Origin of the sequence: Sphingomonas sp. SORGH_AS_0438, from assembly GCF_031453475.1 — a bacterium.
In the GTDB taxonomy this organism is placed as follows: domain Bacteria; phylum Pseudomonadota; class Alphaproteobacteria; order Sphingomonadales; family Sphingomonadaceae; genus Sphingomonas.
In genome coordinates, this window is record NZ_JAVIZS010000001.1 from 3,197,523 (window position 1) to 3,210,245 (window position 12,723).

12 protein-coding genes and 1 tRNA gene are annotated in these 12,723 nt (G+C 68.0%); 8 read left to right on the top strand and 5 right to left on the bottom strand.

The window, feature by feature from the left end; genetic code table 11:
* Window positions 1–61 precede the first annotated feature (61 nt).
* Complete coding sequence (locus tag QE452_RS15030) at window positions 62–2,629, bottom strand: S8 family serine peptidase (protein ID WP_309659452.1); 2,568 nt, start codon at window positions 2,627–2,629, stop codon at window positions 62–64.
* A gap of 763 nt (window positions 2,630–3,392) precedes the next feature.
* Between QE452_RS15030 and QE452_RS15035 the strand changes: the two genes are divergently transcribed.
* Together QE452_RS15035 and QE452_RS15040 are read left to right on the top strand one after the other, a co-directional pair.
* Window positions 3,393–4,175 carry an SDR family oxidoreductase gene (locus QE452_RS15035; protein WP_309659451.1) on the top strand — a complete coding sequence of 261 codons (783 nt, stop codon included), beginning with the start codon at window positions 3,393–3,395 and terminating at the stop codon, window positions 4,173–4,175.
* Window positions 4,176–4,213: 38 nt separating this feature from the next.
* The gene (locus QE452_RS15040) at window positions 4,214–4,963 is read left to right on the top strand and encodes a dienelactone hydrolase family protein (RefSeq protein ID WP_309659450.1); all 750 of its coding nucleotides are present in this window, start codon (window positions 4,214–4,216) and stop codon (window positions 4,961–4,963) included.
* Between the two features lie 331 nt (window positions 4,964–5,294).
* On the opposite strand, the gene QE452_RS15045 is transcribed toward QE452_RS15040, so the two are convergent.
* Complete coding sequence (locus QE452_RS15045; RefSeq protein ID WP_309659449.1) at window positions 5,295–5,828, bottom strand: flavin reductase family protein; 534 nt, start codon at window positions 5,826–5,828, stop codon at window positions 5,295–5,297.
* Window positions 5,829–6,119: 291 nt separating this feature from the next.
* Here QE452_RS15045 and QE452_RS15050 point away from each other — a divergent pair, with 291 nt between their 5' ends.
* On the top strand, window positions 6,120–7,202 hold the full coding sequence (locus tag QE452_RS15050) for a PHB depolymerase family esterase (protein ID WP_309659448.1): 1,083 nt from the start codon (window positions 6,120–6,122) through the stop codon (window positions 7,200–7,202).
* Between the two features lie 197 nt (window positions 7,203–7,399).
* Here QE452_RS15050 and QE452_RS15055 read toward each other — a convergent pair.
* Window positions 7,400–7,486 (bottom strand) — tRNA-Leu (locus QE452_RS15055).
* A 99-nt stretch (window positions 7,487–7,585) separates the two neighbouring features.
* The gene (locus tag QE452_RS15060) at window positions 7,586–8,371 is read right to left on the bottom strand and encodes a zinc-ribbon domain-containing protein (RefSeq protein WP_309659447.1); all 786 of its coding nucleotides are present in this window, start codon (window positions 8,369–8,371) and stop codon (window positions 7,586–7,588) included.
* Window positions 8,372–8,516: 145 nt separating this feature from the next.
* On the opposite strand from QE452_RS15060, the gene ftsE reads away from it, so the two are divergent.
* Genes ftsE through QE452_RS15080 form a run of 4 tightly spaced genes read left to right on the top strand, consistent with a single transcriptional unit; the run spans window position 8,517 to window position 11,306 of the window.
* Window positions 8,517–9,218: a cell division ATP-binding protein FtsE gene (ftsE, locus tag QE452_RS15065; RefSeq protein WP_309659446.1), complete on the top strand. Its 702-nt coding sequence runs from the start codon at window positions 8,517–8,519 to the stop codon at window positions 9,216–9,218.
* Complete coding sequence (locus tag QE452_RS15070; RefSeq protein WP_309659445.1) at window positions 9,215–10,093, top strand: FtsX-like permease family protein; 879 nt, start codon at window positions 9,215–9,217, stop codon at window positions 10,091–10,093. The genes ftsE and QE452_RS15070 overlap by 4 nt, the downstream gene beginning before the upstream one ends.
* Window positions 10,090–10,620, top strand: coding sequence for a YdcF family protein (locus tag QE452_RS15075; protein WP_309659444.1), 531 nt, complete (start codon window positions 10,090–10,092; stop codon window positions 10,618–10,620). Before QE452_RS15070 ends, QE452_RS15075 begins: the two co-directional genes overlap by 4 nt.
* Window positions 10,617–11,306: a lysophospholipid acyltransferase family protein gene (locus QE452_RS15080; RefSeq protein ID WP_309659443.1), complete on the top strand. Its 690-nt coding sequence runs from the start codon at window positions 10,617–10,619 to the stop codon at window positions 11,304–11,306. The genes QE452_RS15075 and QE452_RS15080 overlap by 4 nt, the downstream gene beginning before the upstream one ends.
* A gap of 7 nt (window positions 11,307–11,313) precedes the next feature.
* Here the strand turns inward: QE452_RS15080 and QE452_RS15085 are convergent, their stop codons facing one another.
* Window positions 11,314–11,670 (bottom strand): hypothetical protein, encoded by a 357-nt coding sequence (locus QE452_RS15085; RefSeq protein WP_309659442.1) that lies wholly within the window; start codon window positions 11,668–11,670, stop codon window positions 11,314–11,316.
* A gap of 128 nt (window positions 11,671–11,798) precedes the next feature.
* Here QE452_RS15085 and QE452_RS15090 point away from each other — a divergent pair, with 128 nt between their 5' ends.
* Window positions 11,799–12,689, top strand: a complete 891-nt coding sequence (locus QE452_RS15090; RefSeq protein ID WP_309730335.1) for an SIMPL domain-containing protein — start codon at window positions 11,799–11,801, stop codon at window positions 12,687–12,689.
* Window positions 12,690–12,723: the final 34 nt, after the last annotated feature.

Below are 12,723 nucleotides of genomic sequence, written 5' to 3' on the forward strand. Positions count from 1 at the left end.
TTTCGATTGGCGATCATGGAAAAGGGGCGGCCCGTACCCCCGGTACGGACCGCCCGCTGGCTCAGGCGAAGAGCTGGACGCCGCCGTTCATCGACCCGGCCATCGCGTCGTAGAGGAAGAAGCCGGTATCGGTCGGATGCGCCGTCAGCACCGCGTCATGGGCGCCGAAGGTCGCGGCACCGTCGTCCATCGTGCCGCTGGCGGAGGCGGCGATGTGGTCGACCATGCTGGCGGCGGCGGCGGCGGGGCTGCTGGCGAATTCCTGCACGACCTTGCCCGCGGTCGCGGCCGCATCGGCGACATAGGCGTACCAGTAATAGCCGTCCTTGTGGCCCATCGCCTGGAGCTTCGCGCCGGATTTGTCGGACAGCAGCACGGTGTTGCCGTTGGCGGTGCTGTCGAGCAGCAGGGTCGCGTTCGCGCCCACGGTCAGCATGCCGTCCGACCCGACGCCCTTCAGCGCCTTGACCGTCTGGATGATGTCGCTCTTGGCCCAGTCGACGATCGTGTCATGGCCGCTGCGCGCATCGAACACGAAGCGGTTGCTGCCCGTGCCGCCCGACAGGATGTCGTTGCCCATGCCGCCGTTCAGCACGTCGTTGCCACGCATGCCGACCAGGATGTTGTCGCCGCGATTGCCGATCAATATGTCGTTGCCGTCGCCGGTCACGACATTCTCGATCACGCTGGTGCGATCGATGGTGAAGGCCGCCTTGCCGCCGAACGTCGTGGTCTGGCCACCGACCAGCGACACCACCACATCCTTCGACACCGCCGCCGCGTTGATCCAGTCGGTGCCGCCATTGGTGTCGACCAGCGTCCGGCGCGCGCCCTCACCGTCGATCGCCGCCATTTTGAAAAATTCGTTGGTGTAGGTGTAGACGTCGTCATTCGATGGCGCCGACCCGTACATGTCCATCTTCAGGCTGTGGATCGTCAGCGAATTGAGAACCTTGAACCCGTACACGTTCTCATTGAAAGCGGAGAACTCCAGCGTCCACGTGCCCTTGCTTTCGACGCCGTGGTAATTCGCGAAGCCGAACTGGAAATGATTTTCGGCGTTACTCAGCAGATACCCGACTTCCCCCAGCGACGTGAACGATGTCGTACCATCGGGCGCGATCAACTTGATCTGCACGCCGCTCAGATCGACCTTGTAATCGACCCCGTCCCAGTTCGTGACATTGGTGAAGGCAACCGACAAATCGACATGTTCCAGGTCGATGGCGTCCGTTACGTTGAATTGGAAGCTGACGGGCTTGTTGATGAAGTCGTGCTGCTTGTCGTACCAGTCGATCTCGACCGGCGCATTCGTGCCGGTCGTCGTCAGGCCGACTTCGGCGGAGACGGCCGCATGCACTTCGTTGCCGGAAACCTTGGCCGGACCGAAGAGCGACCAGACTTCGGCCATCCGTACCGCGCTATAGGCATCGACCGCGCCATAGCCGTAATCGCCGCTGTAATGCATCGCGCCGCCGTTCCAGTTGGCGGCATGACCGGCGAGTTCGAACTGACGCTCGTTCATCGACGTTGTTTGCGATTGACCCTTGTTGGCGAGCGTTATGAACACCGGTCCGGTATCATAGGCGATCGGCATCTTGGCCGAGGCGGCCAGGATGTTGCGTACGTCGCGCCAGCCCAGCCCTGCATTGGCGTCCAGCATCAACGACACGACGCCGGCCACGATCGGCGTCGCGCCCGAGGTGCCACCGAAGCTGTCGGTATAGTCGGCGGCCATGCTGGGATTGCCGCTGAAGTTGTAACCCCGCCAGCCCAGCAGATCGCTCGTGAAGAGACCGGTGCCGCCATAGACCGAATAGTCGTTCGAAGGCGCGGACACCAACAGATAGGGACCATTGTTGCTGTACGACGAAGCGACGCCGTCCACCTGTCGGTACGCGCCGACGGTCACGACATGGCGGTCGCCATTGACGGAATCCGCGATCCCGTTGCGGCCATCATTGCCGGCCGCCTTGACGAACACCGTGCCGAGACCGTGCCGACCGGTGTCGGCGATATGCTCGACCGCCTTCGCCATGGCCCAGAAATAGCTGCCCTCCACGTCGCGCGACGTGCCGGTGCCGGCGGTCACCGTGCCGAAGCCCCAGCTGTTGCTGATGACGTCGAACTGGCCACCCTTCTGGATCGCCCAGGGAATGTTGAAGGCCGGCGACTTGTCGTCGAAAATGTTCACGCCGGTCAGCTTGACGTCATAGGCGACGCCGACGCCGCCGCGACCATTATGCGCCGCCCCGATCAGGCCGGCGCACGCCGTGCCATGCGCGCCATCGGCCCGATCGTCGGAGACAAACACCGGCTCCCCGCTGATGCGCTTACCATTGTCGTCGATCAGTTCCTTCGACGCATCGTAATTGGGCGCCAGATCCCAATGCTCGCTCTGGACACCGGTGTCGTAGACGGCAACGCTGACACCCCGGCCGGTATAGTCCTGCCAGATGCTGGCCAGGTCGCCCAGATAGCGATGATGCCATTGCGAACCGGCTTCTGCGCTCGAAAAACCCGGTGAATAGAGGTTCATGTTCAGCGCGACGGATTTGCCCGTCTTGCCGTCATAGGTCACACCAATTGGGGGATCGATATCTGCGGAGGATGTCGTCTGCGTCGTCATCAATGCACTTCCCTTTATGGATCTTCTTGGTTTCGACGTTCAACCGGTCCAGCGCACAGTTTTTGCGCGCACCCGTCCGATCGGAGCGACGAAATCGCTCCGTTCAACCAAATTCTATTGTGCTTGGGATGGATCGGTTTCCGATACATCCAGTATTCCACTTTCCACCCTGGCGATAAACCGGGCGTCAACATGCACCATCCCCTGCCCCCAGGTGATGGTATCAGGCGCTTGTCTTATGCCTGCCACCCCTCGGCATGAAGGATGCCCCTAAATTTCCCGTTTTGCTTTCTGACCGAAATAAGTCAGCTTCCTTAATGCATGTCAAGCATCCGGGCCGCCGCGATCCGGCCGGCGAAAAACACCGATCATGCCGGCGTCAGTCGATGGAAATTCAGTAGAAACAACGACATCTTGTCGTCACCCTTTTTGGCGGGTGACGGCATTGGGACATTCATCTGATATTGCTCAGAATCAGCAACTTAGCATTCCGTATCTTTTGATACGAAAATATATCGTGGTAAATAAATATACTATCTGGCTGAAACCATGCGCATATTTTCACCACATCGCAGAGGCGAGTAAGACAATTAATATGACAAAAATATTTTGCCGTTCATCTTCCTGATTTTGCCTCAAATTGGGACATGGCATCCGGTAGCGCTACATTGCCGTGCGGACAGACAGGTCGCGATGTCATGCCATGGCTGGTCGCCAGTGTCGGATTGGGCCAAGGCAGGCGGAGCTTAGTCAAGGAGCGATCATGGATCTGGGAATTGCCGGCCGCACCGCCATCGTCTGCGCCTCCAGCCACGGCCTGGGCCGTGCCTGCGCGACGGCGCTCGCCCGGGCGGGCTGCACGCTGGTGGTGAATGGCCGCGATGCCGATGACGGCGCGGCGACCGCCGCCGCGATCCGCGCCGACACCGGCGCGACGGTCACCTTCGTGCCCGGTGACCTGGGCGATGCCGATGTCCGCGCCGCGCTGGTCGAGGCGGCGGGCGGAACGGTCGACATCCTGGTCAACAACAATGGCGGGCCGCCCGCGCGCGACTTCCGCCAGCTCGACGGCGCGGCGATCCATGCCGGGGTGGAGGCCAATATGGTCGTGCCGATCGACATGGTCCGCCGCACCGTCGACGGGATGGCCGCGCGCGGCTGGGGACGTATCCTCTGCATCACCTCCGCCTCGGTGAAGCAGCCGCTCGCCGGGCTCGACCTCTCGAGCGGCGCGCGGATCGGGCTGACCGGCTTCCTGGCGGGCGTGGCGCGGCAGGTGGCGGGATCGGGCGTGACGATGAACTTCCTGCTGCCCGGCGCCTTCGCGACGCGGCGGATCGACACGCTCAACCGTGCCGCCGCCGATGCCGCCGGCATCTCGCCCGAGGAGGCGCTGGAGCGCCGCCGCCGCGCCATCCCGGCCGGGCGGCTGGGGGAGCCGGACGAGTTCGGCGCGACCTGCGCGTTCCTCTGCTCGGATCAGGCGGGCTATATCACCGGACAGTCGATCCTGATCGATGGTGGCGCCTATCCGGGCGTGCTGTAGGGGCCGGCCCCGCTTCCCCGAACCCAAGGACCACGGCCATGATCCTGCGCAGCGACGAATATGAGGATATCCCCACCGGCGACGGCGGGGTGATGCGGACGCATCTGTTCCGCCCTGCCCTGCCCGGTCGGTTTCCGGGGCTGGTCCTGTTCTCCGAAATCTACCAGGTGACCGCCCCGATCCGACGGCTGGCCGCCTATATCGCCGGCCATGGCTTCGTCGTCGCGGTGCCCGAGGTCTATCATGAATATGAAGCGCCGGGCACTGTGCTCGCCTATGACCAGCCGGGCACGGATCGCGGCAATGCGCTGAAGATCACCAAGCCCGTCGCCGGGTTCGACGCGGACGCGACGCTGGTGCTCGACCTGCTGGCCCGGCATCCGGCCTGCACCGGGCGGCTGGGCAGCGTCGGCGTTTGCCTGGGCGGGCATCTGGCGCTGCGGGCCGCCTTCGACCCCCGCGTCGGGGCGGCGGCGCTCTTCTATCCCACCGATGTGCATTCCGGCACGCTCGGCGCGGGCAAGCAGGACGACAGCCTGGCCCGGCTAGGCGATCTGAGCGGTGAGACGCTGTTCGTCTGGGGGCGACAGGACCCGCATGTGCCCTTCCCCGGCCGCGAGGCGATTCGCGCGCGGCTGGAGGCGGTCGAGGCCCGCTATGAATGGCATGAGGTGAACGCCGCCCACGCCTTCCTGCGCGACGAAGGGCCACGTTACGACCCGGCGCTGTTCGCGCAGGCGACCGGCTGGATGTTCGCCCTGTTCGCGCGCACCCTCGCGCAGCGCTGACTGGGGATCAGGGGATCGGGCGGGTCCCCGCCTTGTCCGCCTTCTTCATCGTCACGGCCATCACCACCGGGGTCAGCACCGTCGCGGCGGCCAGACATCCGATCAGGATCTCGACATAGATCATGGGCAATCCTCTCCCCCGAACCATTGGTTCTGTTGGAATGGGGATGCTGCGCGCAAATTGTCCGACTGGCAAGCGGAGTCTGACGAAATCTTGACGAAGATGGATGACGCCCCCTCATCTTCGCTGGCGCAATAGAGAGCCGATGAGGGGGGAGCCGTCTTCCGATCCAATTCTTGCCGCAGTTGCGAAGATTTCAGCGCGGAACGGTCAATCGCGCGGGGCCAGCACGGCGGAGGCGAAGCCGCCGTCCAGATAGAGCATGGCCGGGGCATCGGCGCGCGATCGCATCGCCCCGACTCGGCCGATCAGGATGCTGTGCGTGCCATAATCATGCAGGTCGTCGAGTTCGCATTCGAACGCGGCGACCGCGTCGTTGAGCAGCGGCTGCCCGCCCGGCCCGTCCGTCCACGCGCCGGGCAGGAAGCGGTCCGCGCCGTCCAGCCCCCGCCGGGCCGAGAAGATCGCGACGGTCTCCGCATGATCTGCGGCGAGCAGGTTGATGCTGAACGCCCGCGCATCGGCGACGATCGGATGCGCGCTGGAGCGGCGATTGATGCAGGCGAGCAGCATCGGCGGATCGGCGCAGAGCGAGTTCCAGGCGGTCGCGACCAGCCCGGTCCGCCGCGTGCCCAAAGCGGTCGCGACGATCGCCACGGCCCCCGGCACCAACCGCATCTGCTGCAGGAACTGCGCCCGCACCGCATCCTCGGCGGCAGGGTCGGCAATCGGGCTCTGGGCCAAGGGATACTCCGGAAACGGGGGCGGGCGATCGATCACGACCCTTACCAGCTTGGGTGACGCTTGGAAGAGCGGTGCGTCCGCCCGCCGCCGACATCCTGCGATCTGTTGCCCTCCGGTCCGATCATCACGACAGGATATGAAGGTCCGGCACCCCCCGCCAGGTGGCCCCGTGTCGATGAGCATGACCATGACATCGTGCCGCGGCTATTGTGCAGCGCAGCATAAACCCCATATCCTTTGATTGGGCGGGCCGATGCGATGCACCCTGGCTGGCCGGTCGAGGAGACTGTCATGCGCAACCTATCCGATACGCTTTCGCGCCTGGCGCAACAATCCGGCATGACCATGCCCGGCGACACCGGCAGCGACCACCTGACCGACATGACGGATTTCGGCAGCAATCCGGGCGCGTTGCGGGCGCGCTGCCATGTGCCGGCCGATTTGCCGCCGGGCGCTCCCCTGGTCGTGTGCCTGCATGGCTGCACCCAGTCGGCCAGCGTCTATGACCGGGGCACGGGCTGGTCGACGCTGGCGGACGCGGCCGGGTTCGCCCTGCTGTTCCCCGAGCAGCGGCGCGAGAACAATGCCAATCTCTGCTTCAACTGGTTCGTGCCGTCCGACATCGCCCGGCATGGCGGCGAGGCGGAATCGATCGCGCAGATGATCCAGGCGATGATCCTGCGGCACGGGCTGGACCCGACCCGCGTCCATGTCACCGGCCTGTCCGCCGGCGGGGCGATGACCGCCACGATGCTCGCCGCCTGGCCGGACCTGTTCGCGGCCGGCGCGATCTTCGCCGGCCTGCCCCATGCCACCGCCGCCACCGTGCCGCAGGCGCTGGACCGGATGCGCGGCCATGGCCTACCCGGCGACGCCGCGGCCGGGGCCGCGGTGCGCGCGGCCGCCCCCCGCCCGGTGCGGCGGCCACGCGTGGCGATCTGGCACGGCACGAGCGATTCGACCGTGGTGCTCGCCAATCGCGACGCGCTGACCCGGCAATGGCTGGCCGCCTATGACCTGCCGCCCGCCCCCGCCACGGTGGAGGCCGATCGCAACTGGTCGCACCGGACCTGGACCGGGCCGGATGGCGCACCACTGGTCGAGGAATGGACGATCACCGGCCTGGGCCATGGCGTGCCGATCGACCCGCATGGACCGGACGGACTGGGCGCGGCCGGCCCGCACATGATCGATGTCGGTGTCGCGAGCACGGCGCGGCTGGCGCGGGACTGGGGATTGATCCCCGCCGCCAGCGCGCAGGTGGAGCGGGCCGCCCCCCGGCCCAGCGCACGGGATGTCGATCCGGTGCCGGTCGCGAGCGGTGTCCAGGCGACGATCGAACAGGCGCTGCGGGCGGCGGGGCTGATGCGATAGCGTCTGCCCCCCTCCGCGCAGATAGCTTCCGCGCTCATGGCGGAGCGATCCGGGTCGTCGCATCCGCCGCAACGGGACCAGCCGTTTCATAGCATGACGACCTGCCGGAACTCGGCACGCGCCATCCGGCGCGCTGTCGAAATGCGTATATCGATATGCTGATCCGGCTGGGCCGGCGTCCCCGTCATGCGGGGCGATGGTGCGGTCAAGAAGACTCGAACTTCCACGGCCTTTCGGCCACAACGACCTCAACGTTGCGCGTCTACCAATTCCGCCATGACCGCACATGTCAGAACACCGGGCAACCCGGCATTCGGTAGGCGGGTGCCTTTAGCAAGGCATCCGCACCCCCGCAACTCCCCCCGATGCGTTTTTCTTGGGGCCTAGCTGCCGTCGCCGACGAAGCTCAGGTCGAGCTGGCGCGAATTGGCCGGCACGTCGAGCTTGGCGGAGTTGAAATCCAGGCTGGCGCCCGGGGCCAGCATCCGCCGCTGCGGCGTGATCGTCCAGCTATAGACGGTGCGCCCCTTGGTGCCGGGCGCGTCCTTCAGCTCGACCAGGATGTCGGGCACGCGCTGTTCGCCGCCGGTCGGGTTGATGACCTGCCCGCTGACCGCGAACAGTTCGGAGCCGTTCTCCAGCTCGCGCCGCTCGACCGGCCCGCGCACGAAGCGCAGCGGCGTCTGGTCCGTCCCGAAGGCGAGGCCGATGCGGCTGGCGAGGCCCGGTGCGCCCGACCACAGGATCGCCCCCGCGCCGATGAGCATCAACAGGCCGGCCAGCACCGCCAGGATCGTCCAGCGGCGCGCCGGGTTGCGGCGCGGGCGGCGGGCCTGCGGGCGCTGGACATGCGCGTCATAGCCGCCGGGCGGCGGCACGATCGGCGGCGGCGGCGCGAAGGGACGCGCCGGGGCCGGCGCGGTCCAGGTCTCGCTGCCCGGTGCGATCGCCGGCGTGGGCGCATAGCCCTGCGGCTCCGATTCGCCCGCCCCCGGTGCCGTGGCCGCGACCAGGTCGGGCACCAGCGGCGATGGCGGCGCATCGGGCGGCGGCAGTTCCTGGAACCAGCTGTGCCGGCAATTGGCGCAGCGGACGGTCCGCCCCTCCGCCCCGATCGCACTGTCGGGCACCAGGTAACGGGTGCGGCATTCGGGACATTCGAGGATCATTATGGATGCACGCTTCGCCGATGGGCCACCCCCCGTGGCACGATCCGGCCGATGTGCCATGCCCGTGCCGCGCGTGGCAAGCGTTCAAGCAGCGCAGCCACCGGCTTGAAGCCTCGCCACGGGCATGTAATGGCCCTTTCCACCCATGGCGACGATCGTGCAGTTCGAAAATGTCGGCTTGCGCTACGGCTCGGGCGCGGAAACGCTGAGCGACGTCAGCTTCTCGCTGCAGTCCGGCGCATTCTATTTCCTGACCGGGGCCAGCGGCGCGGGCAAGACCTCGCTGCTGCGACTCATGTATCTGGCGCAGCGGCCCAGCCGGGGGATCATCCGCTTGTTCGGCGAGGATGCGGTGGTGCTGCCGCGCGACCGGCTGCCGGGCTTCCGCCGCCGCATCGGCGTGGTGTTCCAGGATTTCCGGCTGGTCCCGCATCTCTCCGCCTGGGACAATATCGCGCTGCCGCTGCACGTCGCCGGGATGCCGGTGCCCGAGATCAACGAGGCGGTGCGCGAGATGCTCGCCTGGGTCGGTCTCGCCGACCGGGCGGAGGCGCGGCCGGCGACGCTGTCGGGCGGCGAGCAACAGCGCGTCGCCATCGCGCGCGCGGTGATCGCCCGGCCCGAACTGCTCGTCGCCGACGAGCCGACCGGTAATGTCGATCCCGAAATGGCCGACCGGCTGATCCATCTGTTCGGCTCGCTCGGCAAGCTGGGCACCACGGTCGTCGTCGCCACCCACGACCTGCACCTGCTCACCCGCCTGCCCCAGGCGCAGATGATGCGGCTGGATCGCGGCCGGCTGCACGACCCGACCGGGGTGCTGCGCTTCCCGACGGCGGCGGCATGAGCGAGAATCGGACCGCGCGGGTGCTGGACGAGGCGCGCGGCCTGCGCGCCATGGTCTGGGTGATGGCGATCATGCTGTTCCTGACCGTGCTGGCCGCGGCCCTGGGTCTCGGCACCGCCAGCGCCGGGCGGCTGCTCGACCGGCAATTGGCCGGGCGGCTGACCGTGCAGTTGGTCGGCGGCGATGCGCGGGCCAGCGATGCCGCCGCCACCATGGTGCTGGCGCGATTGTGGCGGATGCCGGAGGTGACGCGCGCCGTGCCGGTGCCCCGTGCCGATCTGGTCCAGCTGCTCCGCCCCTGGCTGGGCGAGGCGGCGGACGATGGCGAATTGCCGGTGCCGGCGATGATCGATGTCGACCTGCGCGACTCGACCGACGCCAGCGTGGCGCGCGTCGCCGACCGGGTTCGCGCCGCCAGCCCGCTGGCGCGCGTCGACCGGCACCAGAGCTGGATGTCGCCGGTCAGCGGGCTGATGCGGACGCTGACCTGGCTGGCGGCGGCGCTGGTCGCGCTGCTCGCGCTCGCCACCGCGATCGTCGTGGTGCTGACCGCGCGCGCCGGGCTGGAGGCGCATCGCGCGACGATCGAGGTGATGCACATGCTCGGTTCCACCGATATCCAGGTCGCCCGGCTGTTCCAGCGGCGGATCGTGCGCGACGCGGCGCTGGGCGGACTGGCCGGCACCGCCGCCGCCATGGGCATGGCCGCGCTGGTCGGCGGGCAATTGTCGCGGCTTGGGTCCGAACTGCTCGGCGGCATCCTGCTGGCGCCGCTCGACTGGGCGCTGCTCGCCGCTTTACCCTTCCTGTTCATGGGGGTGGCGACGCTGGCGGCGCGTTGGACCGTCACCCGGGCGTTGCGGCGGACGCTGTGATCGCGCGGCTGTTCGCCTTCGCCACGATCGGCTGGTGCCTGGGTTTCGCGGCGTTCATGCTGCTCCTCCCCAAGCCGCTGGAGGGCAACACCACCGACGCCATCGTCGTGCCGACCGGCGGCGCGGGGCGGATCGATCGCGGGCTCGATCTGATGCGCCGGCACGAAGCGCGGCGGATGCTGATCACCGGCGTCGCCCCCGGCGTCCGCGCCGTCGACCTGGCGCGCACCTATCCGGGATCGGCGGCGCTGTTCGCCTGTTGCGTCGATCTGGGCGCGGAGGCGGTCGACACCCGCTCCAATGCCGAGGAAACGTCCGGCTGGGTGCGGCGGCATGGCTATCGCAGCATCCGGCTGGTCACCTCCGACTGGCATCTGCCGCGCGCCAAGATGGAGCTGGCCGCGGCGCTCGGCCGCAATGTCGTGGTGCTGGGCGACGGGGTGCCGGGAACGCCGCGCCTCGCCACGCTGGTCAACGAATATAACAAATTGCTCCTGCGCCGCATCGCCTTATGGATCGGCCTGTGATCCTGTTGCGCAATCTCCTCTTCACCCTGTTCTTCGGCATCGGCTCGTTCGTGATCGTCGGGCTGGCGCCGGTGTCGGCGCTGTTCGGGCAGCGCGCGATGATCCGCCACGCCACCGCCTGGACGCGGTTCCACCATCACATGGTCCGCTGGATACTCGGCATCCGCGTGGCCGTGGAGGGCGTGCGGCCGACCAGCCCCGTGCTCTACGCCGCCAAGCACCAGGCGATGTGGGAGACGCTGGAGTTGCAGATGCGGCTGGACGGCGCGGCGATGGTGCTGAAACGCGAGCTGGCGAACATCCCGGTCTGGGGCTGGGCCGCGCTGCGCTATGGCGCGATCCCCGTGGACCGCGAGGCCTCGGCCGGGGCGCTGCGCCAGATGATCAAGGCTGCGCGCCACGCCAAGGCGGACGGTCGGTCGGTGCTGATCTTCCCGGAGGGCACCCGCGTCGCGCCGGGCGAGACGCCGCCGCTGAAACCCGGTTTCGCCGGCCTCTACGGCGCGCTCGACCTGCCCTGCGTGCCGATCGCCACCGACAGTGGACTATGCTGGCCGCGCAAGGGGCTGAAGCGGCCGGGCGTCATCACGCTCCGCTATGGCGAGGCGGTCCCCGCCGGCCTGCCCCGGCGCGAGGCGGAGGCGCTGATCCATCGCGGGATCAACGCGCTGGAACGCCTCGACTGACCCCGGCTCAGCCCTTGGGCTGGGTGGGCGGCAATTCGGAGGGGGCGATGACGGTGGCGATGCCGTCGGCCTTGATCGCGACCAGCCAGCGCGTTTGCTTGTCGCAGGTCACCGCCCAGGTCGGGGCACTGTCGATGGTGCCGACTTCCTGCGCCGCGGTCACGTCCTGGCAGTCGCGGCCGTCATCGCGGATCGCGCGCAGGAAGACGCCCTGCTGCTGGCGTTTCGGCAGGGCGCGGACCTTGGCGACATAGTCGTCCTCGGGCGCGGCGATGGTGTTCGTCGCCACGGGGGCATTCTGCTGCGGTGATCCGCAGGCGCTCAGCATCAGCAGGGCGGCGGCGGGCACGAGCGAACGGATCATCGGGTCCTCCTGTTATCATAAGTCAACGCGATCATAGGCCATGGGGTTGCCGCGCGGCAGCCATGAAATCGCTAGGCGGCGGCCAAGCCCCTGCCTAGTCTCGCCGGATCATCAGGAGGGACATGGCAATGTGGCGAATCGAAGCGGCGGCGATGATGGCGATCGGCTCGCTGTCCGGCCTCGGGGCCCCGGCCCTGGCGCAGGTCCAGCCGCCCCCCGCCGAGATCGGATCGCGCTACATCCCCGCGCCCTGGTGGATGCGCGAGCCGGTGATCGCCTCGCTGGGGGCGGTGCGGGTCGACCTGCCCGCCAACCGGGCGCGCTTCACGGCCCGGTTCAGCGCGGTCGAGCGCGATTCGGCCAGTGCCGCCGCCGCCGCGATGCGCAAGGTCGCCAGCCTCGACGCGGCGCTGCGAGCCGCCGGCGCGGACCGGGTGCGGTTGACCACCACGGTCGACACCCGGCCGCTCTACGACCAGTATCGCGACAAGGCGGGCAATATGGTCGATAACGAACGCGCCGACCGGATCGACCGTTATGAGGTGACGGCCGCCATCGAGATCGAGGTGCGCGATATCGCCGTGCTCGAACCCACCTATAACAGCGTGCTGGCGGCGCAGCCGACCTCGGTCGGCACGGTGTTCTTCACGCTGGAGCCGGACAACAAGACCCGCTCGGCGCTGGCGAACGAAGCGATCCGCGATGCCACCCGCCGCGCCCGCACGGCGGCCGAGGCCAGCGGCACGCGACTGGGCCAGGTGAAGATCATCGATCCCACCGCGCGCGTCTGCCGCACCGACGTGCTCGCCGGCTGGCCGAGCTATGGCGATGCGACGCGGCCGACCATGGTCGAGGCGCAGGAGCTGCGGGACGGCGCGCCGCCGCCGCCGCCGCCACCTGCACCACCCCCGCCGCCGGCCCCCGGTGCCGGGCAGGTGTCAACCCGGGTGACGTTGCAACCGCCGGTCCGGTCGCTGCAGGACGAGGCCTGCGTGGTGTTCGCGCTGGCAGGCTCGTGACGCCGAAAACTAGCACGATTGCCGTTTTTCGAAA

What these genes read in the sequence shown, in the direction of transcription:
- QE452_RS15030 (WP_309659452.1), bottom strand. Translation starts at nt 2,629, where the DNA reads ATGACGACGCAGACGACATCCTCCGCAGATATCGATCCCCCAATTGGT.
- QE452_RS15035 (WP_309659451.1), top strand. Translation starts at nt 3,393, where the DNA reads ATGGATCTGGGAATTGCCGGCCGCACCGCCATCGTCTGCGCCTCCAGC.
- QE452_RS15040 (WP_309659450.1), top strand. Translation starts at nt 4,214, where the DNA reads ATGATCCTGCGCAGCGACGAATATGAGGATATCCCCACCGGCGACGGC.
- QE452_RS15050 (WP_309659448.1), top strand. Translation starts at nt 6,120, where the DNA reads ATGCGCAACCTATCCGATACGCTTTCGCGCCTGGCGCAACAATCCGGC.
- QE452_RS15060 (WP_309659447.1), bottom strand. Translation starts at nt 8,371, where the DNA reads ATGATCCTCGAATGTCCCGAATGCCGCACCCGTTACCTGGTGCCCGAC.
- ftsE (WP_309659446.1), top strand. Translation starts at nt 8,517, where the DNA reads ATGGCGACGATCGTGCAGTTCGAAAATGTCGGCTTGCGCTACGGCTCG.
- QE452_RS15070 (WP_309659445.1), top strand. Translation starts at nt 9,215, where the DNA reads ATGAGCGAGAATCGGACCGCGCGGGTGCTGGACGAGGCGCGCGGCCTG.
- QE452_RS15085 (WP_309659442.1), bottom strand. Translation starts at nt 11,670, where the DNA reads ATGATCCGTTCGCTCGTGCCCGCCGCCGCCCTGCTGATGCTGAGCGCC.
- QE452_RS15090 (WP_309730335.1), top strand. Translation starts at nt 11,799, where the DNA reads ATGTGGCGAATCGAAGCGGCGGCGATGATGGCGATCGGCTCGCTGTCC.